At 57.8% G+C, this 19,154-nt stretch carries 20 protein-coding genes; 17 read left to right on the forward strand and 3 right to left on the reverse strand.

What is annotated here, in order from left to right; all coding sequences use genetic code 11:
• Window positions 1-1,099: tyrosine-type recombinase/integrase (locus IEX36_RS16930; RefSeq protein ID WP_188760769.1), on the reverse strand; the 1,099-nt coding region annotated here is incomplete at its 3' end.
• Complete coding sequence (locus tag IEX36_RS17740; protein WP_373283057.1) at window positions 1,096-1,326, reverse strand: helix-turn-helix domain-containing protein; 231 nt, start codon at window positions 1,324-1,326, stop codon at window positions 1,096-1,098. The genes IEX36_RS16930 and IEX36_RS17740, both read right to left, overlap by 4 nt.
• Window positions 1,327-1,748: 422 nt before the next feature.
• Here IEX36_RS17740 and IEX36_RS16940 point away from each other — a divergent pair, with 422 nt between their 5' ends.
• From IEX36_RS16940 to IEX36_RS16995, 12 genes are all read left to right on the forward strand, one after another.
• Window positions 1,749-2,732, forward strand: a complete 984-nt coding sequence (locus IEX36_RS16940) for an ArdC-like ssDNA-binding domain-containing protein (protein WP_229669096.1) — start codon at window positions 1,749-1,751, stop codon at window positions 2,730-2,732.
• A gap of 82 nt (window positions 2,733-2,814) precedes the next feature.
• A complete protein-coding gene (locus tag IEX36_RS16945; protein WP_188760770.1) occupies window positions 2,815-4,407 on the forward strand; it encodes a ParB/RepB/Spo0J family partition protein in 1,593 nt (530 codons plus the stop codon).
• Window positions 4,408-4,706: 299 nt separating this feature from the next.
• Window positions 4,707-5,033, forward strand: coding sequence for a TrbC/VirB2 family type IV secretion system protein (locus IEX36_RS16950; protein WP_188760771.1), 327 nt, complete (start codon window positions 4,707-4,709; stop codon window positions 5,031-5,033).
• Window positions 5,034-5,080: 47 nt separating this feature from the next.
• Entirely contained in the window at window positions 5,081-5,392 is a 312-nt protein-coding gene (locus IEX36_RS16955) for a VirB3 family type IV secretion system protein (RefSeq protein WP_188760772.1), read from the forward strand.
• Complete coding sequence (locus tag IEX36_RS16960; RefSeq protein WP_188760773.1) at window positions 5,379-7,853, forward strand: VirB4 family type IV secretion system protein; 2,475 nt, start codon at window positions 5,379-5,381, stop codon at window positions 7,851-7,853. The genes IEX36_RS16955 and IEX36_RS16960 overlap by 14 nt, the downstream gene beginning before the upstream one ends.
• Window positions 7,850-8,602 carry a TrbG/VirB9 family P-type conjugative transfer protein gene (locus tag IEX36_RS16965; protein ID WP_188760774.1) on the forward strand — a complete coding sequence of 251 codons (753 nt, stop codon included), beginning with the start codon at window positions 7,850-7,852 and terminating at the stop codon, window positions 8,600-8,602. Before IEX36_RS16960 ends, IEX36_RS16965 begins: the two co-directional genes overlap by 4 nt.
• A gap of 6 nt (window positions 8,603-8,608) precedes the next feature.
• Entirely contained in the window at window positions 8,609-9,832 is a 1,224-nt protein-coding gene (locus IEX36_RS16970; protein WP_188760775.1) for a TrbI/VirB10 family protein, read from the forward strand.
• A gap of 31 nt (window positions 9,833-9,863) precedes the next feature.
• Window positions 9,864-10,694 carry a DUF4141 domain-containing protein gene (locus tag IEX36_RS16975; RefSeq protein WP_188760776.1) on the forward strand — a complete coding sequence of 277 codons (831 nt, stop codon included), beginning with the start codon at window positions 9,864-9,866 and terminating at the stop codon, window positions 10,692-10,694.
• A 3-nt stretch (window positions 10,695-10,697) separates the two neighbouring features.
• Complete coding sequence (locus tag IEX36_RS16980) at window positions 10,698-11,519, forward strand: type IV secretion system protein (protein ID WP_188760777.1); 822 nt, start codon at window positions 10,698-10,700, stop codon at window positions 11,517-11,519.
• Between the two features lie 2 nt (window positions 11,520-11,521).
• On the forward strand, window positions 11,522-12,205 hold the full coding sequence (locus IEX36_RS16985) for a VirB8/TrbF family protein (protein ID WP_188760778.1): 684 nt from the start codon (window positions 11,522-11,524) through the stop codon (window positions 12,203-12,205).
• A 365-nt stretch (window positions 12,206-12,570) separates the two neighbouring features.
• Window positions 12,571-12,966, forward strand: coding sequence for a single-stranded DNA-binding protein (locus tag IEX36_RS16990; protein ID WP_188760779.1), 396 nt, complete (start codon window positions 12,571-12,573; stop codon window positions 12,964-12,966).
• A gap of 73 nt (window positions 12,967-13,039) precedes the next feature.
• Window positions 13,040-13,336 (forward strand): hypothetical protein, encoded by a 297-nt coding sequence (locus IEX36_RS16995; RefSeq protein ID WP_188760780.1) that lies wholly within the window; start codon window positions 13,040-13,042, stop codon window positions 13,334-13,336.
• Here the strand turns inward: IEX36_RS16995 and IEX36_RS17000 are convergent.
• The gene (locus IEX36_RS17000; RefSeq protein WP_188760781.1) at window positions 13,323-13,520 is read right to left on the reverse strand and encodes a hypothetical protein; all 198 of its coding nucleotides are present in this window, start codon (window positions 13,518-13,520) and stop codon (window positions 13,323-13,325) included. The genes IEX36_RS16995 and IEX36_RS17000 overlap by 14 nt on opposite strands.
• Before the next feature lie 71 nt (window positions 13,521-13,591).
• Between IEX36_RS17000 and IEX36_RS17005 the strand changes: the two genes are divergently transcribed.
• From IEX36_RS17005 to IEX36_RS17025, 5 genes are all read left to right on the forward strand, one after another.
• Window positions 13,592-14,608 (forward strand): hypothetical protein, encoded by a 1,017-nt coding sequence (locus IEX36_RS17005; RefSeq protein WP_188760782.1) that lies wholly within the window; start codon window positions 13,592-13,594, stop codon window positions 14,606-14,608.
• A 2-nt stretch (window positions 14,609-14,610) separates the two neighbouring features.
• On the forward strand, window positions 14,611-15,444 hold the full coding sequence (locus IEX36_RS17010) for a hypothetical protein (protein ID WP_229669097.1): 834 nt from the start codon (window positions 14,611-14,613) through the stop codon (window positions 15,442-15,444).
• Between the two features lie 228 nt (window positions 15,445-15,672).
• On the forward strand, window positions 15,673-15,978 hold the full coding sequence (locus tag IEX36_RS17015; protein WP_188760784.1) for a hypothetical protein: 306 nt from the start codon (window positions 15,673-15,675) through the stop codon (window positions 15,976-15,978).
• Window positions 15,975-18,011 carry a type IV secretory system conjugative DNA transfer family protein gene (locus tag IEX36_RS17020; protein ID WP_188760785.1) on the forward strand — a complete coding sequence of 679 codons (2,037 nt, stop codon included), beginning with the start codon at window positions 15,975-15,977 and terminating at the stop codon, window positions 18,009-18,011. The genes IEX36_RS17015 and IEX36_RS17020 overlap by 4 nt, the downstream gene beginning before the upstream one ends.
• Window positions 18,008-18,940 (forward strand): TadA family conjugal transfer-associated ATPase, encoded by a 933-nt coding sequence (locus IEX36_RS17025; protein ID WP_188760786.1) that lies wholly within the window; start codon window positions 18,008-18,010, stop codon window positions 18,938-18,940. The genes IEX36_RS17020 and IEX36_RS17025 overlap by 4 nt, the downstream gene beginning before the upstream one ends.
• The last annotated feature ends 214 nt before the right edge of the window (window positions 18,941-19,154 follow it).

Here is a 19,154-nt window from a genome sequence, read left to right on the forward strand (position 1 = left end):
CTCGCTTGTCCTCGGAGACGGCCTGAGCGTACAGCTCCAGCGTGATATCTGCGGTAGCGTGACGCATCAACTCTTGCGTGGTCTTCACGCTTGAGCCGCAGGCCACCAGAAGCGAAGCAGCGGTACGCCTGAAGGTGTGCCAACCGATTCGTTTATGAATGCCCAGCCGTTTTGCTGCTGGCAGGATATGCCGACGTAGCAGCATGTCCGGCCAATAGGGGAGCTTGCCAAACGATATCGGGCTTGCAAATACCCAGTCTGAGGGCTTTGCATAGTCGGTCTGCTCACGCCAGCTTGCGAGGGATCCTGCTAGCTCGTCAGACATCGGCATGGGCTTACGCGAGGTCTCCGTCTTTGGCAGACCCTCGATCTGGTCAACCAAGCTACGAACGATACGGATAGTCCGCCCCTCAAAGTCGAGGTCTTCCCACTTCAGGCCGAACAATTCACCGCGCCTCATACCCGTGATGGCCGCCAGCATGGTCACAGTCCGGGCAGGCGCAAAGAGTTCGCCAAGGATGCCGCGAATCTCCACCGGTGTGAGAATGTCTGGTACTTCAAGGCGCTTACTGCTGCACCGCACCAATGCAATAGGGTTGGTTGCCGCCCATTGGTAGCGCATCCCATGCCGGAACAGCGTACCGAATACACCCTTTACCTTGGTTTTCGTCGCAGGCGCATAAGGCATCTTCCCAAGCCACCGCTCTACTGCAATAGGTCGCACGTCCTGCAAACGACTACTTCCCCATTCAGGCAGAATGATGTCATTCAGGTTGTGCTTATAAACCTGATGCACTCTTGCTGTATGCCTGTCGCTCCCCAACTCCACTTCAATGTAATGGGCTATGAGTTCAGCAACCGTGTGGCTTACGGGTATGGCTGACACGGTGGCATTGATGTCTAGTGCCAGCCCTTCTATGGCCTTCTGAGCGGCTGTCTTCGTGCGAAGTTCGCTCACCGGGCCAATGATTTTCTTCCTGTATGTAGATGTCCCGTTTGTGCGATACTCCCGCCAGCGGTATATCCATACATCTTCCCCCGTGTTCCTCTTCTCGATTTTCAAAGAACCTTGCTGATAGCGTACTCGTCGTAAGTTCATGTGCCTTCTCCTGTTGGTTGGGCGACACGAACGGCACTTTCAGTGTAGAGCGTTGTTTGCCACCGATCGAGCTCAGATTTGCGAAATTTGACCTTTCTGCCCAGTCTTCGATGAGGAATCCGTCCTTCCCTGGCCCATCGAAGAATAGTGACCGGGTGGACCCCGAGCAATCTGCCAGCATCAACGGCTGAGATGAGAGGCTCAAATACGAACGTATCGGTTTGCACTGTTACGCCTTTCCTGCTTCTGTTCGGCTCGTCATCGAACGACGTGATTAATCATTCAAGGCACGCCTTCACTTCCTGAAATGAAGCGTAAGGGTGGCGCTGTCGCTTTAGCCGGAAGATTTTTCCGTCTCGTTTCCGAATCGTCCAAGCCAAAAGCTGCCTGACCCCAGGATCCGTGAATGAAACTGCGACTTCGTGCCGCGAGGGTGGACGGCACAGAAGCCGTGCCTTGTAGAGTCCGTTCGGGCCAGCGCCGCCCACGCGCCAAACGATGAAACGTGTTTGGCACTTGGCGCGCCCGACACTCCGTCCTCCCCACCCTCGCTTTCTTGTTGTCCTCTGTCTGCCGGCGGGGCGTTTTTGTCTCGCTGCGCTGGTGAGAAACAAAAAACGCCCACCGGGCAGACAGAGAGGACGAAGTAATGGAATATCCAAGCAACAGCAACCACAACGGCAACGGCGCAGCCTTCACCGCCAGTAATGGCTCAACCAGCACCAGCGGCACGAACCCGGCTTCCGGCAAAGAGAACCGGAAGCCTCCGACCGCCCAGCAGTTGGTCAAAGAAAATGTGCAGCATCTCATCGCGCAGCTTGAGGCTGGACACAGCGATGCGCTGACGGCTTACCTCAACGCAATGGGGCGGTTTCACAACTACTCGTTTGGCAACATCCTCGAAATTGCGCGGCAGAAACCCGATGCGACACGGGTGGCGGGCATGTATGCGTGGAACCAACTTGGCCGCAGGGTAAAGAAAGGCGAGAAGGGCATTCGCATCCTCGCGCCGATTGTCGGGGTCAAGCGCAAGCCGCAGGAGGAGGCCGAGAAAGACCTCACGAAGCAAAATCGTGCCGTACTGGTTGGTTTCCGCTCTGCCTATGTCTTCGACATCAACCAAACCGATGGCGCCGAGCTTCCGGCCATGCGCGAAATCACGGGCGACGTTGGGGAGAACCGCGAACGGCTGCTTGCTTTCATCGCGCAGCAGGGCATCGAGTTGGTCTTCACCGAGAACATCGCTCCGGCATTGGGCATGAGCTACGGCGGCAGGATTGCGCTGCTGCCGGGTCAGTCGAAAGCCGAGGAGTTCTCGACGCTCGTACATGAACTGGCGCACGAGATGTTGCACAAGGCCGAGCGCCGGACGCAGACAACGAAGATCGTCCGCGAGACCGAAGCAGAAGCAATTGCCTTTGTGGTGGGGAAGGCAGTGGGGCTTGAGGCTGGAACGACATCAGCCGATTACATCCATCTCTATCACGGCAACGCTTCGCTGTTGGCAGAGAGCCTTGAGGTCATCCAGAAGACCTCTGCGGTGATTCTCGGTGCTTTGGAAGCGCAGCCCGAAACGAATACCCAGCTAGAAGAGCAGGAACAACACGGCGACGAACTGGCAGTTGCCAGCTAGCTGGCCGCCGTCTTTTGGGCGGACGGCCAACGGCTGTCCGCTCTCCCCATCCACGCATGTTCACCGATAAGGAGTAACACTTATGTCGAATACACACACGATGTCTACCGAATATCGCAACCTTCCACTCTCGATTCTTACGGAGTCGAAGACCAACCCGCGCCGCATCTTTGAAGAGGCGGCACTGAGAGAACTGGCCGAGAGCATTCGCAGCCAGGGCGTCCTGTCTCCCTTGCTTGTCAGGCCATTGAACGAACGCAGCTTCGAGATCGTCGCAGGAGCGCGGCGATTCCGTGCCGCTCAGATGGCGGGAGTCGAGACGGTTCCTGTCCGTATTATCAACCTGTCGGACGCCGCAGCACTGGAAGCACAGTTAATCGAAAACCTCCAGAGGAGGGATGTGCACCCGCTCGAAGAAGCGCAGGGTTTTCGCGCCTTGCTGAATCTGGAAGAGCCGAAGTACTCCATCGAGCAGATTGCGGCGAAGACGGGCAAGTCGTCTGCCTACGTTGCGCAGCGCATCAAGCTGACGGAGCTATGCGCGGTTGCCATCGACGCCTTCACAAAAGAAGAGATCGGCGTGGGTCATGCACTGCTACTGGCGAAGTTGCCAGCGGCAGAGCAGGAAGACGCACTCAACGCCTGTTACCGCGAGGATTGGGGCGCGGGCAGCAAGGGCAAGCGTATCTTGCTACCTGTGCGCCATCTGCACGAGTGGATTGAGCAGAACGTCTTGCTCGTCCTGAAACTCGCGCCGTTCGACACGAAGGACGCCGCACTTGTTCCATCTGCGGGAAGCTGTCTCGACTGTCCCAAGCGGACAGGCCACAACAAACTACTCTTCGCCGATGTCAGGGAGGATGCCTGCACCGATCCTGCCTGTTATCACAGCAAGCTGGACGCGTATGTAGCCAAGAGCATTGCTGTCAAGCCGAAGCTGGTTCAGATCACGACTGCCTATGGACGACCGGAGGAAGGCGGCACAGCATTAACTCGCAACCACTATGTCGAAATCAAAGAACGAAAACCAACGGACAAGGGGCAGAAGGACTGGCCGGAGTATAAGACCTGCAAGTCGATGACGGAGGCCATCATTGCGGATGGCATCGACAAGGGAGAACTCCGTCGAATCTGTGCTGACCCGGCGTGTACGGTGCATCATCAGAAGCGGCAGAAGGCCGCTCCCGACGCAGCCGAGAAGGCCAGGCAGGAGAAGGCGCGGATGGAACAGGCGATTGCCAATGCGACGGGCTTGCGAGTGCTGTCCGCCGTCACCGCGGCGGTTCCGGTGCGGCTGATGAAGCGCGATTTGCTCTTCCTTGCCGAGCGGATGCTGGCGATTCTGGATGAACGGCGGCAGGAGATTGCGGCACGCAATCATGCCATCCACAAGACGAAGGAGGCGGACTCGATTACGAAGCTGCTTGGGGCGTTTCTTCGCCGGGCCGACGAGGGCGAACTCGGGCGATTGCTGGTTGAGTTCGTCATCCTGAACGCCGACCGGACAAACACGGGCAATGCGCTCAAGGACGCGGCGCAATATTACCGCGTGGATGTGGACGCGATTGCACTCAAGGTGAAGCAGGAGTTCACCGCAAAAGCGAAAGCACACGCGGCCAAGAAGCCCGCAGGAAAGGCCATGCAAAAGCCAACAAAAAAGGCGAAGGCAGCCTAAAAGCAACCTGAATCCTTTGGACGGAGCCTGTAGCCGCAGACTCCGTCTTTTCTTGCCCGTCTTACCCACCCTTTTCGAGGTGCTCCCGCCTGCGCGGGAGGCCACATTCGCCCGCCCGACGGGCTGCGCGGCCGAGGCCGCGCAGTATGCCACAACTCTCTCGACGCCGTGTGGAAGATTCTTCCATCGCTCGGAAATCTTCTCCGAACAGATGTGTGCATTCCGGCTCTACCTTCACACAAGTGATTCGCATCGGGAGCTACTGCTCGACTGCGGACAGATTGAACCATGAGGAGCCTATGCCGATCTTTCTGAGAACCAAGATGCGCCGCCTACGCCGCCTGCCCTTCCGCCGGCTTGCTATTTCGTCGTTGATGTTCCTTCTGGCATTGCCAGCCCATGCGCAAGCCGTCGCAGGCGGCGACCCGTGGGACAACGCCGTCAACGTACTCAAGAACGCCTTCACCGGGCCGATCGCAACCGGCCTGAGCCTGGTTGCCATCGTGGTCGGTGGGCTGATGTTTGCTTACGGCGAAGGCCAGTCGAAGCGGATGCTGGCCGGAATCATCTTCGGCGTTGGCATGGCCATCGGCGCGGTCAACTTCATGGCCTGGCTGTTTCCGTAATCCGCCGGCAGCACCTGATTGATGCAAAGAACAACAAGGAGAAAGTGATGGCGGAAAGCACTCGTCGGCAGAACCGTGTCTACAAGGCGATGAATCGCCCGCTGACCATTCTTGGCGCGGAGCGAAGGCTGTTCTTCGTCGCCTTGCTGGCTGGTGGCGCGATCTTCTCTCTCATGCACTCGCTGTTGGGAGGAATCGCACTTTTCGCCACCGGTGTTGTTGTTGCGCGCGTGGCGACGAAACATGACGTGGAAATACTGCGGGTCTTGATGAACTCCGCCAGATTCCGCAGACGCTATGACCCGATGAAGCCGGACACCACTGAGATCACGATCCGAGGCCACCATGTTCAAAGTTGAGGACATCACGAGGGAGTGGAAGGAGGCCGGTTCCTTCGCTGCTCAGATCAATCTCTATGGGTTCTGGGACGAGCACTGTTTCCTGACCAAATCAGGCGATCTGGGTATGGTGCTCAAGATCGGCGGCATCGACTACGAGAGCCTCGACCATGCCGGACGCGACTACGCCGTCAAACGCCTCGAAGGTGCGCTGCGCCTGTTCGATGACAGGATGCGGCTCTATCAGATCCTGTTGAAGCGCAACCGGCCAGTCATCCCACATGGGACTTACGAAGACCCGCTGGTGCGCGCCGTTGTGGAACAGCGCGCGGCCTTCCTTGAAGCAAAAGCGGACCGGCTGTATTCGATTGACCTCTATTGGGTTGTCATGATCGATGGAGGCTATCGCAAGGCGGGGCTGTTGCGCACACTTGCTTGGTTGCCGAAGCAGCCACGCGCTGCGCTGCGCGATTTGCGTGCTCTGTTCTCAAGCAGCCAAGAGCGTGTATTGCTTCACGAACAGATCGAGCGCGACCGGCTGCGCCTCGAACATGCAGTCCAGAGTTTGAGTGGACAGCTCAGCGACCTCACCACGGTCGGGCTGTCAGGGGCGGAGAGGACCTTCCGGCTCGTCCGGCGTCTCGTCAATTTCCGCCCCTCCAAGATTGAAGCAGCTACACTGTGCGACTTCCGCAACCTCGACTGGCAGGTGTGCGACTCCGAACTGGACGCCCATCGCGGGTACCTCCGGGTCGATGACGACTACGTGCGCGTCCTTACCCTAAAGGAGCTGCCAAGCGAGACAAGGCCCATGCTCCTCAATGGGTTGCTTGACGTTGAGGCCAACTTCCATGTCGTAACGGAGTGGCACCCCGTTGACAACGCAAAGGCCCGCAGGGAGATCGCCTCGCGCCGGCGGCACCATCACAACTCGAAGACGAGCTTCGTCTCGAACCTCGCGGACAGGCAGAGCGCTGGCCCGCGCGATGAGCTGGTCGATGACTCAAAAGAGGCCGCTATCGCAGAACTGGGCGCTGCCCTGACTGCGATTGGCATCGAAGGCAAGAGTTTCGGCGAGTTCTCCCTTACGGTGGTGATCTATGACGAAGAAAAGCGGAAGGTGGACCAGGCCGTAGCTGAGTTTCAGAAACTGTTCACCCAGCACGATGGCCTGCTCTATGAAGAACGCTACAACCTGCTGAATGCTTTCTTCGCTACGGTGCCGGGCAACCGGCAATTCAATCTTCGCAAGCAATGGGCATTGAACTCCAACTGTGCAGACCTCTCGTTCCTGTTCACGGTAGACCCCGGCTCCCGGTGGAATACGCATCTCGAACGCGAGTACCTCGCCGTGCTCGAATCTGTGCATGGCACACCTTATTATCTGAACCTGCACTCGGGCGATGTCGCCCATACGCTGTTGCTTGGCGCAACAGGCTCGGGCAAGTCGTTTGCGCTCTCCTTTCTCCTGCAGTCGCTCCAGAAATACAACCCGCTGACCTTCATCTTCGATCTGGGCGGTAGCTACGAGGCACTGACGCGCGTCTTCGGTGGAACCTACCTGAACGTTGGCCCGAAAAATCCAGCGTTCTCGATCAATCCTTTCTCACTGGAAGTGACGGATGAGAACCTCAACTTCCTTTACCTGTTTCTGAAGGTGCTGATTGAGTCTGGTGGACGCTACGAACTTGCAACCCAGGACGAGAAGGCGCTCTTTACCGGAATCGAGCGCGTCTACAAGCTGCCGCCCGCTCTCAGGACCTTGACCAACTTTGCTTCCATTCTTGGACCGTTGGGCGAGCGTCTGCATCGCTGGACACGAGCAGGGCAGTTCGGCCATCTCTTCGATAACGCGGAAGACACGCTCAGTTTTTCGCGTTTCCAAACCTTCAACTTCGATGGCTGGAGCGAGTACCCCGATGTGCTCGAACCTTTGCTGTTCTATGTCTTACAACGCGCCTCCGCGGAGATCGAGAGGCCGGAAAACACCGCGACCTTCAAAGCCTTCGTGATCGACGAGGCATGGATCTTTTTGAAGAACAAAACCATTCGTGAGTGGATCACGCGCGCCGAGAAGACCTGGAGAAAGAAGAATGCTGCGATGGTCTTGGCGACACAGTCTGTCGTCGAACTTGCTGCCTCCGGGATGCTCGACATCGTCAACGAGCCCTGTCCCACTAAGATCTTCCTCGCCAACCCGAACATCGACCGGAAGCTCTATGCCAGGGTCTTTCAGTTGAATGACACGCAGCTTGAGTTGCTTGAATCGCTTGTTCCCAAGCGTGATCTGCTCTTCATCCAGCCGCAACGCACCAAAAAGCTCGTCCTCGAAGTCGATGCGCTGACCTACTGGATCGCCACCAACAACTCTCGCGACAACCTGCGTAAGCAAGAATACTTTGCCCGCTTTGGCCCGGAGCAGGGACTTCTGCGCCTGGCCCAGGATTATCCCAACCCCGCACAAAACGAGGAGAACCAATGAACCGCTCTGCCATCTATCCATTGGTACTGGGCCTGGTTGCGACTGTTGCCCACGGACAACAGTCCGCCCGTATCGTCCACTATCACGCTAACGACATCGTGAGCATACGCGCGAAGATGCGCTACACCACGATGATTCAGTTGCCTTCAACCGAGAAGATCCTAGAAGCTGCGACAGGCGACAAAGACTTCTGGATCATCGATACGGTAGGCAACTACTGCTTCCTGCATCCTGCCAAGGAAGGCATTCACTCCGACCTCAACCTCATCACTGACAAAGGGAACGTCTACTCGTTCACGCTCGACGATGTTGAGACAGGCGATCCCGACCTGAAGGTCGTCATCGAGCCGTCTGATGCTTCGTCGCTTTCCCCCACGAACGCAGCGGACAAGCTCGTACCTGCGAGTGCGGTGGAGATGGCGCAAGCCCAGGCACAGCTCGCCGCACAGCATGCGGCAGCCCAGATCGAGCAGTTCCGCGCCGCATATCCGACCCAGGACTTGCACTTCGACTACGAGTTCCACAACGAGAAACGTTTCGGCGTCTCCGCCATCTATCACGACGACCGCTTCACCTACATCAGGTCTTCCGCTGCGGAGAAGTTTGCTGTCTACGAAGTCAAGGACGGCAGGCCCGACCTCATCACCTTTCAGTTGAAGGACGGCACCTACATCCTGCCTACGGTCGTGGAGCAGGGCTATCTCCAGATCGGTAGACACCGGTTAGCGTTTCACCGGAAGGAAAGGTAGACCACGATGGCCGACGAAAAGCAGATCACTCCGTTGGAGTCTCCGCAGTTGCCGGAAGAAGCGCCTGTGTTGCGAGATAAGCGCACGAGACCGGAAGGTGCTGTGCCCAGACAGGCCCAGAGTTATATCGTGGCAGGACTCGCGGCCATGGTCCTGTTGGCCGTGATGTTCTCCAAGAACCACGCCCGGTCTGCTGTTCAAGAGGCTTCGCCTGCACCGCTCGCCGTATCCACGGACACGAACCAGCGGAAGATCGAGGAGTTGGAGCAGGATTTGAGCGCCGACCAGCGCCGAAGCCAGCAGCAACAACAGACACAGAGCACGGCTTCCGCTGTTCCCAACCCAAACGCCGCCTCTAGCAGTGCGCCTGCTGTTCAAAGTGGCACAGCACTGCCCGTCGCGCCGTCGGCTGCCGCTACGGAACCGCCACGTGATCCGGTTCGAGATGCGGAGGAGGCGCTGGCCTTCAAGTCTCGGTTTGCCTCGAATCTTGTGTCTTCGAGTGCTCGTGTATCGCAGGAAACAAACGCAGCAGTTCATGACAATCCCATCCGACCACTGGACTCGGAGCCCGTTGAAAGGACCGATGCCGTTACTGTGCTGAAACACCCGGCGGAGGTCAATATCAACTCCGCGCACGGCCAACCCTATGTCATCTTCGAGGGCACGACGGTCGATACCGTGTTGGTCAATCGTCTCGATGGAGAGTTCACCGGACCGGTCAAGGTGATGGTGACCGATCCCGTCTACAGCCAGGACCGTCAACACCTGCTGGTTCCCGAAGGCACTTTCATCCTTGGTGAAGTACAGAAGGTCACAGGGCTTGGCCAGAAGCGCCTTGCGCTCACCTTTCACCGGCTCATCATGCCCGATGGTTATTCGGTCGATCTCAACCAGTTCCACGGTCTCGATCAGTCCGGGGCCACCGGACTCAAGGGCAAGGTGAACAACCATTACGCCGAAATCTTCGGCGCATCGATCGCGCTTGGCCTCGTCGCCGGCGCAGCCGAGGCCACGAACGCCAACCAGGGCTACAACCAATCCGGAAGCGAAGCCTACAGAGCGGGGATCGCTTCAAGTCTCTCGCAATCGAGCGCCGAGGTGCTCGACCGCTTCGTCAACATCCCGCCAACCATCACGATTCGAGAAGGCCATCGCATCAAGGTCTACATCACCCAGGACCTGCTCTTGCCCGCCTACGAGAACCATACCGTGCCGGGCAATATCTGATTCAGACAAATCCCATCCAGGAGGTTTCACCATGACTCGAAGAAGACTTTGCTTTCTTGCTTTCACCATGCTGCTTGCGTTCGCGCCTTTCGCCCATGCCCAGTGGACGGTCTTCGACCCGACGAACTACGCCAATGCCGTCCATGAATTTCACCAGATGCAACAGACGTACACGACTGCGCTTGAGACGCGCAACCAGATCATTGCTGCCTACAACCTCGCATATCAGATGTCCCGCGTGCCCGCAAACCTTGCGGCGCGCTACAAGGCTGACTTTGCCCAGTGGACAAATCTCTCCGCTCCTAACACCTATGGCAATACTTCTGCCTGGATCAACGCCTTGAACATCGGCAGTCCGGCATCTGCGTCCGCGGCATACACCAAGGCCATCGTTCAAGTACAGCCGTATCCTGCGGGAAGCTACTTTGCGCTTGATTCCGCAACCAAGGCCATGGTCGCCAACCAATATGCCAGCTCAGAATTGGCCCAAGGCACAACCACCAATACGCTTTCGACGCTCGGCTCGATCCGTTCGAACTCCGAGGCCTTCTCGCTGAAGCTCGCCAATCTCGAATCCGATACCTATTCGACGGATCCCAATGAGCAGACCGAGAGCGCGCTGCTGGCCCGGATCAACGCCGCCACTCTGCTTCAGATCCACTCCCAACAAGACACCAATCAACTGCTCGCGGCTTCCATCGAAGAGCAACTCATGGCACAGAAGCAGCAGATCGATGCGCGGAACCGCGCCATCAATCAAGCCATCTACTTCGAGCAGAACTTCCCAGCCGTCGCCGGCAACGTCAACGGCGGCGTGAGCGGTTCCATCCACTCCATCTCCTTGAGCCCGTCAGGACACTGAGCCATGCCCCAGAACCCCTTTACCTATCTCGGCCAGGCCATCAGCCAGTTGCTCACGTCCTATAGTCCCGCGATTGAGGCTACAGGACTCGACATCTTCCGTGGCCTCGCCGTCATCCTCATCGCATGGTTCGGTGTGAAAGCCGCCCTGTCCGCCTCCGAGGGACACGGCGGTTTTCACTTCGCCAAGTTCGCCGATCTCGTGCTCGTGATCGCGTTCGGACTGGGGATGCTGACCTATTACTCATCACCCATCCCCGGAATGGGCGTGAGCTTCAGCGACCTGATTACGAAAGAGGCTCTCAGTCTTTCGAACCAGATCGAGTCCGACCAGACCCAGCAGATCGTCACCGCCGTGACGAACGAGGAAGAGCAGCTCGGCGCACCTCCAGGCAGCTTCAGTATCTTCGAGGACCTGGTCTTCCTGTTGATTGCCGTGCTTTTGGCCGCGATGGAAGCCGTTGCCTTCGCCGTGATCGCCTACGGTTATGTCGCCTCGGCTGTCTGCGTGCTGATTGGGCCGATCTTCATCCCCTTCTTTATCGTTCCAAAGCTCGACTGGCTCTTCTGGGGATGGTTCAAGGCCTTCCTCGGCTTCAGCTTCTATCAGGTCATTGCCTCGGCCTTCATCTTCGTCTTTGCCAAGGTGCTGACCTCGATGTTCGAGGCGATCGGCAATATCAGCATCTCGAACGCCTTCACCATCCTGCCCGCCCTCATGATCACGCTGTTCGTCTGCATCTTTGGCCTATTCAAGATTCCTGAACTGACCGCGGCCATCCTCAGCGGACGCACCGGAACCTGGGTCAACCCCACGGGAGACTGACGATGACCAAGCGAAAGCACGAACTTCGAACGACTGATGCGGGGCGCAGATTCCTGGAGCTTTACTCCGAACCGGTCGTCGCGAACTCTTACCTGAAGGTTGCTCTCCTGGTGCTCTCTGCAGTGACCGTGGTGATGCTTGTGCTGCTCTACCGCGCTCAAACTTCGGCCTTGCATCTGAAGCCGCTGATTATCTCCGTTGCCGACACCGGCCGCGGGCAGGTCGTCGCCTATACGGATTTCTCGCATATTCCCGTCGAGCGCGTCAGCAAGTACTATCTTGCCCGCTGGGCCGAGCTCTACTACGGACGCAATCATGCCACGCTCCAGCGTGACTTTGCCGAATCCCTGAGCTTCCTTTCGGATGATCTCCAGGCATCGACGATGGCGCGCGTAAACAACGAGAAGACGCTTCAGGCCTTCTTGCTTGATCCCGGCGCTCCGAACGTGGACATCGAGATCAGTGCCGTTGTGCTTGAAGACACGCGGCAGTCGCCCTACCGCGCCCGCGTCGAGTTCGAGAAGGTCTTCTACTCGCCCGGAAGTCACGAGGAGCAACGCAGGGAACGCTGGACCGCCAACGTCGTCTACGACTTCCGCAGTCAGGTACCGAATGCGATGCTCCTCACTAACCCGCTCGGTCTGGTCATCACCTACATCCACCAGGACCAGGCATTCGAGGAGTAACGATGTGCCGTCGTTCTCATTGCTTATCTCTCTTGTGCTGCGGCATCCTGCTGTCTCCCATTTCGAGCGTGTGTTTGTTCGGGAGCCATCTCTCCTGGATTCCCCGTCCTCACCCTCGACCACTCGCTTCGGTATATCTCCCGCGCCCGACGGCAACTTGGCGTTCTGCTTCGTTCCGCCCTTCGGGTCTGGGTTTCCCAAGAAAAATCTCCCTACGGCTCCGGCCCAAAGAACGGGCGAGATTTTGTCTTCGGAGCCTCCTCAGAAAGACACGCCTGCGGCCTTGGGAGCGGGCACCTGCGCGCCGCTTCGCGCATGGGTGTCCCGAGGCCGATCCCGGGGCAAATCCAAATAGGAGAAACATCATGGCACTCTACACCAACAAAGTCACGCTGAAGGGTTATCTCGGCAAGGACGCCGAGAGCTTCAAGACGAAGCAGCAAAAGACCGTCACCGTTCTCTCGCTCGCGACCAGGTCTGGTTACAAGAAGGGCGACAACTGGGTGGGCCGCACGGAGTGGCACCGCATCGTTGTTTTCGGCAAATCGGCTGAGTCAGCCAAAGCCCTCCGCAAAGGCGACCACGTTGAAGCCCAGGGCGAGCTATGCTCGTCCGAGTTCGACTGCATCACCGATGGTGTGACGGTCAAACGTCGCAATTGGGAGATCCACGCCGGCAATGTCCGCAAGGTCACACCACCTGCCTCCTCAGCCACCACGTCAACCGGAGGCGATCCGATCCCTGGGGAGAACGCGGCATAAGCCGCGTTCTCCCCTCCATCTCGGCAGAGAGTGCTCACCACCTCTCTGTCGCCTTTCAGGAGAGTGACGTCCGATGCTCGCCAACGCATTCTTTGTCGCCACGTTGATCTTCCTCGCGCTCGGTTTCTGGCTGATGCACGAGCTACGGTTCCTCGTGCCATGGCGCGCCCTCATTCTGCACAACTACCTCGGTGGCATCCTGCGCTACGCGGCATTGCTCTTCGCCAACATCCTCGGCCTCGTGATCTGGATTGAGCGCAAGTTCTTCCTCCGCGACACCGGCCGCAAGCTCAAACATCTTGACCAGGAGATACACAGTGGACACTCCGAACTCTCAAAAGAAATCGCCGCGCAGTTCAAGGAAGAGTGAACAGAGCACGACCGCATTGCGGGAACGGCCACGCCAGCATGACGAAGATCTCGGCGATGAAACCTATATAGACCGCACCTTCGACCATGTCGCGCGCGTCCGCGCTGCCAGGGAGGCCGCGCAACGCAGGATGGAAGCCTTCGGCGACCCTTCCGAATATGAAGTCACCATCATCTGCGGGCAACTAAGAATAGAGTCTCCAGCACCGTCGCAGCCAGTTCTCGACTTTCCTGATGAAGAAAAGGGAGCCCGGCGATGAAGCTCGATCTTCCCCAGGAGCTTCCTCGACGCCGCCCGCTGGACGGAGAACGATCCACTCCCTCCCTTGAACCATCTCCCGTCGAGCGGCGGCGAGACTCTCTTGCTGCCGCAGAGCGCCACATCATGCCGCAGGTCCCGAGAGACCATCCGCGTCAACAGGAGCGTCCCCTGGAACCTGAACAGCGCAGGATTGCTCCGGACCGGCGTCCCCGCAGAGAGACTCTGCCGCTCCAAGCCATCGGCCTTTCGCTGCGTGAAGAGGAGCAGAAGGTCGTTGTCGAGGTCGGGCGCTTTCGTGTCATTCGAACGGACGATCTTGCGGAAACGGTCTACAACAACCGGCGCTCGCGCATGGAACGCGACCTCGCATTCCTGCGCCAGAAGGGATTGATTGAGATCGATACCGTCAACGCCCGCCGCGATGGCCGCGGCGGACGAGTTGACCGGATCGAAGTCGTTGTTCTGACCAATGAGGGCCGAACATTGGCCCACATGGTTGGAGGTCTGCCGCGCGATCAGAGGCTCTACTCCGGACTGGTCAAGCCGCGCGAAGTCGAACACGACACTCAAATCTATCGTGCCTACCGCAAACACGCGGAGCGGATTGAGAGCTCTGGCGGCACGAATCTTCGCGTGAAACTCGATTTCGAGCTGAAAGCTGAGATACAGAAAGCGATCCACGCCGAACGCAAAGCTCGCCCGCAACGCGAGATGAGCGCGATCAAGCAGGAAGTTGCCGAGCGTTTTGATCTTCCCTTTGTGAACGGAACAATCCAGGTTCCCGATGTTCGCATCGAGTTCGACCGTGAAGTCAAGCCGGATGATCTCGGCCAGGGTGCGCGCACCGGGCATGAAGACATCGAGGTCCTGACCGCCGCCTATCGGCCCGGCCATCTTCGCGCCAAGGCACAAGCCGGATTCCATGTGTACGCATCCCACTCCGACCGCGCGACCCTGTCCGCGCGCATCGAGGACGACCATCACCTGATGAAACGCATCCTGGAGCTATGACGATGGTTGCCGATCCCATCCTCGCGCTTGAAGCGTTGGGCTATACGGAGCGGGAAGCCGCATTTCTTTACCTTGTGGCCGCGCACTGCGGCTACTTCCTTCGCCGCCAGTTCGATTACTTTATCGACCGCAACAAAGGCTCGATCGCCATGCGCCTTCTGGCCAGGGCGCGTGAGCTCGGGCACATCGAATCGATTGATTACCCGCAAGGCTGGCATGTCTATCATGTCTGTTCCCGCACCATCTATCGTCTGCTCGGTGATCCCGAGTCGCAGCTCCGCCGTATCAAGGGTGATGCTGCGGTCCGCGCACAGCTCATGGCTCTGGACTACATCCTCGAAAACGAAGGTGACCACTTCGTCGCAACCGGTGCCGAAAGGTTGCGCTTCTTCGGCGAGATCAGGAGGGTCTCTTCGGGGATACTGGAGACCACCCTCGATCCGTTGCTTCTCACCTCTCCTGTCTCGCTGGCGGACAGAACACGCCCTACCCAGTCGGCAGTTCGGTTTGCCTTCATTGATGAGGGACTGTCCGGTGCGGACAAGTTCCTCCGATATCTGTCCGTTGCTGAACCACTGTTGCGCGCACTCGACAACTTCGAGGTCGTCTACGTCGCGTGCTCGGATTTCAATTTCGCTGCCGTAAAGACCGCCTTCTGGGATGTCTTCGCAAACGAATCCTTCCCAAAACCTGGGCTCTTCAACGATGCGATGCACTCGGATCGTCGGAAACACCACGTTCCGCTTCAAGCGCGTTTTACAACGCTGCTCCTGAACTACATCTATCCCCAAATGCAACGCAGTGAGCCTAAGGGTTCCGAGAAGGTTCGTACTTGAAAGAAAAGGAGAGCCATAAGTCTATGTCTTCCAAGACAAATCGAAGACCAACCAGAGAGCAGTGGGTAAAACGTGGGCGGGAGCGACCCGCCCTGACGGGCTGTCGCTGGAGGCTTATGCCTCGCTCGTCGCTCCCGTCCACGTTTTGTCAAAGGGCAGATGCAGTACCGGGACGGTACTGACTGAGTACTGAGACTGTCCGAAAGCACTGACCAAAGGAGAACAGCGATGAGCAAATTGAAGATCGGAAGAGGCGCAAGCAAAGTCCGGCGCGCACCGCTGAAGGCGACGATCAACGGCACCGTTGCCGACGACCTGGCGCTGATGTGCGAATGGTCGGAGAACGACCTGAGTTATCTGGTCAATCTCCTACTCGAATTCGCAATCGCGCAGAGCGAGGACTTCCAGAAGCACAAGGTGGAGTCTGTTGCTATGCTCTCGAAGGATACAAACCTAGTTACGAAGCCAGCTCGGAGATCCCTGCCGCAGGCGAATGACATCTCCCTTCGGTCCGAGAAGGAGGCTGCAGAATGAGCGTAACAGCAAAGCTCCGCAGCCTGCTACATCCGGTGATCGAGCATCGAACGCTCATTACTTTCGGAGTGAGTGTAGCTTCCGGTATTGTCCTCCAGAGTCTCTATCCGGTTCGCGGTGCCGATTTTCTGTTGCGCCTCGTCGCACTTGAGTGTCCTCTCATCTTCGAGGGACTCGTTGGGAGTTACAGGCTGTTTCTCTACAGCACTCCGTTCCTTACCTTCTCCATTCTGTGCTCACTAGCCTATATCCACCTGTACGAACCGCGTCCAGACAAGGACGCAGGGGCGCTGCCTCCTTATCCCGATCCTAAACTTCGTCGGAGCCTGTTTCTGGTTGCCGGTGAAGTCCATCAGCAGTTGAAGCCGCAACCATCGGCGGCTCCCGCTTGGCTCTCAATCCCGGAGGAAGGACTTTATACGGGCGTCTGCGTCGTCGGCGCCATCGGATCCGGAAAGACCCAGGCATTCATTCTGCCGGCCATGCGTCAGCTTTTCGCGTATCGTGCCGATGACTCACACCACAAACTGTCAGGCATCGTTCTTGAGGTCAAAGGCGACCTCTGCCGTCAGGCGCGGAAGATACTTGCGGACTATGGCCGGGCCGACGATTACATCGAGGTCTCGCTCACCGGCAACGTCCGTTACAACCCGCTCAACAACGATCTTGACCCTTACGCCCAGGCGTTCAACATCGCCTCGGTCATCACAGCCATCTGGGGCAAGGGCAAGGAACCGTTCTGGCAGCAGTCCTATACCGACCTTGTGCGCTACGTGATCATGCTTCACCATGTCCGCGACGGCTACGTGACCATGCTGGATATTTCCCGTACCGTCATCAGCTCGGGATCACTCGAAGAGATGCTGATCGTCACGGGACGGCGCTTCACTGCACGCTCTTTCGTAAGCGTGAAACACGATGACTATTCTGCATACGAGTCAATCCTGTCACCACATGGTTTTGTCTGGGACCAGGCGCTTGGCCAACACGTCGCTCGCTGGACCGTAGAACTGGAAACCACGATCCTCCAGAAAACTGCAATTACGGCATCTATATATAGACATAAGCTAGACGATACTGCCCTGTGGGAGCGCTGGAAGAGCGTTCACTACTGGTACTGGGAGCACTGGAAATATTTTCGTTCCGAGGTCAAGACCTCCATCATTCAGGGGATTGCCGTCTTCCTCTCCCTGTTCGAGACCGATCCTCAGGTGCGCCGTGTCTTCTGCCCGCCCAAAGAACTCTACGACGAGAGGCCTTGCGCCTCTGATCCTGACGGTGCTGTGCTCCCTTCGTTCGATGAACTGATCGAGTTGGGCAAAGTAGTCGGACTCAACTTCCCTGCAGCGCTCAATCCGGCACTCGCCAGGATCATCGGCACCCTAATGAAGGTGGACTATCAGCGGGCCGTCCTGTTACGCATCCCACGGATCGAGGATGAGTCGGAGCGACACCTTCGGCCTACCGTCTTCCTGTGTGATGAATATCAGAACTTTGCCACCGTCGGCGGTGATACCCCAACTGGTGACGAGCGATTCCTGTCTCTATCCCGTCAACCGAAGTGCATCCCCATCGTCGCGACGCAAAGCATTTCCTCGCTCAAGGAGGCTCTGCCTAATGAAGGCGTCAAGACGCTGCTCCAGGCTTTCCGCACGAAGATATTCCTCTCCACCTCGGACCCGGACACGGCGCGCTATGCGTCGGAGTTGTGCGGCAAGATAGACAAGACCCGCATCAGTTACACGGTCTCAGAATCCAGTTCCAATGCTAACGTCGGATGGCTGAGTGGGCGCACTTTATCGAGCCGCGGCTCCGTCTCCGCCTCCAAGCAGTACCAGAAGCATAAGGAACCGCTCTTCGATGAGAACGCCTTCTTTGAACTGAAGAATGCCCAGTCCATCGCCGTCGCCTTCGACGGAATTACGCCTTTGGCCCCAACCTACTGTTACCTCAAACCGGACTTCCTGCCCGTCACCATGACCTGGTTCGAGCAGGAACGGATCGCATTCGACCCCAAAAGGATGCGCGAGTGAGCTTTGAGATCATCCTTCCGTTTCTTAGACCGATCAAGCACCTGCTCGAAGCCGAGACCGTCTCCGAGATCATGGTAAATCCCGACTCCTCCGTCTGGGTTGAAGAGGCAGGTGAGATCCAGTTGCTGCCATGCATCCGGTTCGACGATGGAGCACTACAAACAGGTCTAGAGGTCATCGCCAACCGCTTTGGCAAAAAACTCGACCAGGACTCCCCGATCCTAAACCTTCGCCTTCCCGATGGTAGTCGCATGGCGGCAATGATCCCGCCTATCGTCCATCCCGCGCCTCTGATGACGATTCGCAAATTCACCTCGCGCAATTTTAGTCTTGGCGATCTCATCGAGCGGGGCATGGTGGCTACAAGCCAGGGTGTAACGTTGTCCGAGGCTGTCCACAATGGCAAAAACATCCTCATCTCAGGTGGCACGGGCACTGGAAAGACAACCCTCCTGAACGTCCTTGCGGACGCCATCCCGGACCACGAGCGCGTCCTGGTGATCGAAGACACAGCGGAACTCCACATCCGCAAGCGACATGTTGTTTCGGCGGAATCTCAAATCGACACACACCACAGCCACGTGACCTTCGATGATCTGCTCAAGGCTGTCCTGCGGCACAGGCCCGACCGGATCATCGTCGGCGAGGTGCGCGGAGTTGAGGCCCGAACTCTCCTCGATGCTATGAACACAGGCCATCGCGGCACGCTCGCGACAATCCATGCCAATGGCCCGGAAGAGGCAATCCGCCGGCTTGCCCAGCTTGCTTCGCGGGCAGGAAGTAGAGCTGCGTTGGCCATGGTCGAGCAGGAAGTCAGAAGCTGCCTCGACATCATCGTGCATCTCTCAAGGCGTAACGGAATCCGGTCGGTCGGTTCAATCTTCAAGTGCCGGAAGGCTCAGAAGCTGGATCGCGGCGCTCCTGAATGACCTCAATGTCACCTTGATTGGTTCGGTAGTATCTCCCACTAACAGAAGCTGCGATATCGATCTCGATCGCCAGCGCCGTGCCGTCGGTGAACTCAATGTGCACCTCGCGCCCGGTTGGCGGATTCAAATAAACGCGCACGCTTTCTACCACCTTCGCCGAGACCTCTGGGAAATCTAAAAAGGGGCGTTACCCATAGGGACCTCCTTGTGTACG

Source organism: Edaphobacter acidisoli (genome assembly GCF_014642855.1).
GTDB classification, from domain to species: domain Bacteria; phylum Acidobacteriota; class Terriglobia; order Terriglobales; family Acidobacteriaceae; genus Edaphobacter; species Edaphobacter acidisoli.

Coding starts and splice junctions, on each gene's coding strand:
- IEX36_RS17015 (WP_188760784.1), top strand. CDS start 15,673: ATGAGCAAATTGAAGATCGGAAGAGGCGCAAGCAAAGTCCGGCGCGCA.
- IEX36_RS16955 (WP_188760772.1), top strand. CDS start 5,081: ATGGCGGAAAGCACTCGTCGGCAGAACCGTGTCTACAAGGCGATGAAT.
- IEX36_RS16975 (WP_188760776.1), top strand. CDS start 9,864: ATGACTCGAAGAAGACTTTGCTTTCTTGCTTTCACCATGCTGCTTGCG.
- IEX36_RS16995 (WP_188760780.1), top strand. CDS start 13,040: ATGCTCGCCAACGCATTCTTTGTCGCCACGTTGATCTTCCTCGCGCTC.
- IEX36_RS17020 (WP_188760785.1), top strand. CDS start 15,975: ATGAGCGTAACAGCAAAGCTCCGCAGCCTGCTACATCCGGTGATCGAG.
- IEX36_RS17005 (WP_188760782.1), top strand. CDS start 13,592: ATGAAGCTCGATCTTCCCCAGGAGCTTCCTCGACGCCGCCCGCTGGAC.
- IEX36_RS17010 (WP_229669097.1), top strand. CDS start 14,611: ATGGTTGCCGATCCCATCCTCGCGCTTGAAGCGTTGGGCTATACGGAG.
- IEX36_RS16965 (WP_188760774.1), top strand. CDS start 7,850: ATGAACCGCTCTGCCATCTATCCATTGGTACTGGGCCTGGTTGCGACT.
- IEX36_RS16950 (WP_188760771.1), top strand. CDS start 4,707: ATGCCGATCTTTCTGAGAACCAAGATGCGCCGCCTACGCCGCCTGCCC.
- IEX36_RS16980 (WP_188760777.1), top strand. CDS start 10,698: ATGCCCCAGAACCCCTTTACCTATCTCGGCCAGGCCATCAGCCAGTTG.
- IEX36_RS16970 (WP_188760775.1), top strand. CDS start 8,609: ATGGCCGACGAAAAGCAGATCACTCCGTTGGAGTCTCCGCAGTTGCCG.
- IEX36_RS16945 (WP_188760770.1), top strand. CDS start 2,815: ATGTCGAATACACACACGATGTCTACCGAATATCGCAACCTTCCACTC.
- IEX36_RS16985 (WP_188760778.1), top strand. CDS start 11,522: ATGACCAAGCGAAAGCACGAACTTCGAACGACTGATGCGGGGCGCAGA.
- IEX36_RS16940 (WP_229669096.1), top strand. CDS start 1,749: ATGGAATATCCAAGCAACAGCAACCACAACGGCAACGGCGCAGCCTTC.
- IEX36_RS16990 (WP_188760779.1), top strand. CDS start 12,571: ATGGCACTCTACACCAACAAAGTCACGCTGAAGGGTTATCTCGGCAAG.
- IEX36_RS16960 (WP_188760773.1), top strand. CDS start 5,379: ATGTTCAAAGTTGAGGACATCACGAGGGAGTGGAAGGAGGCCGGTTCC.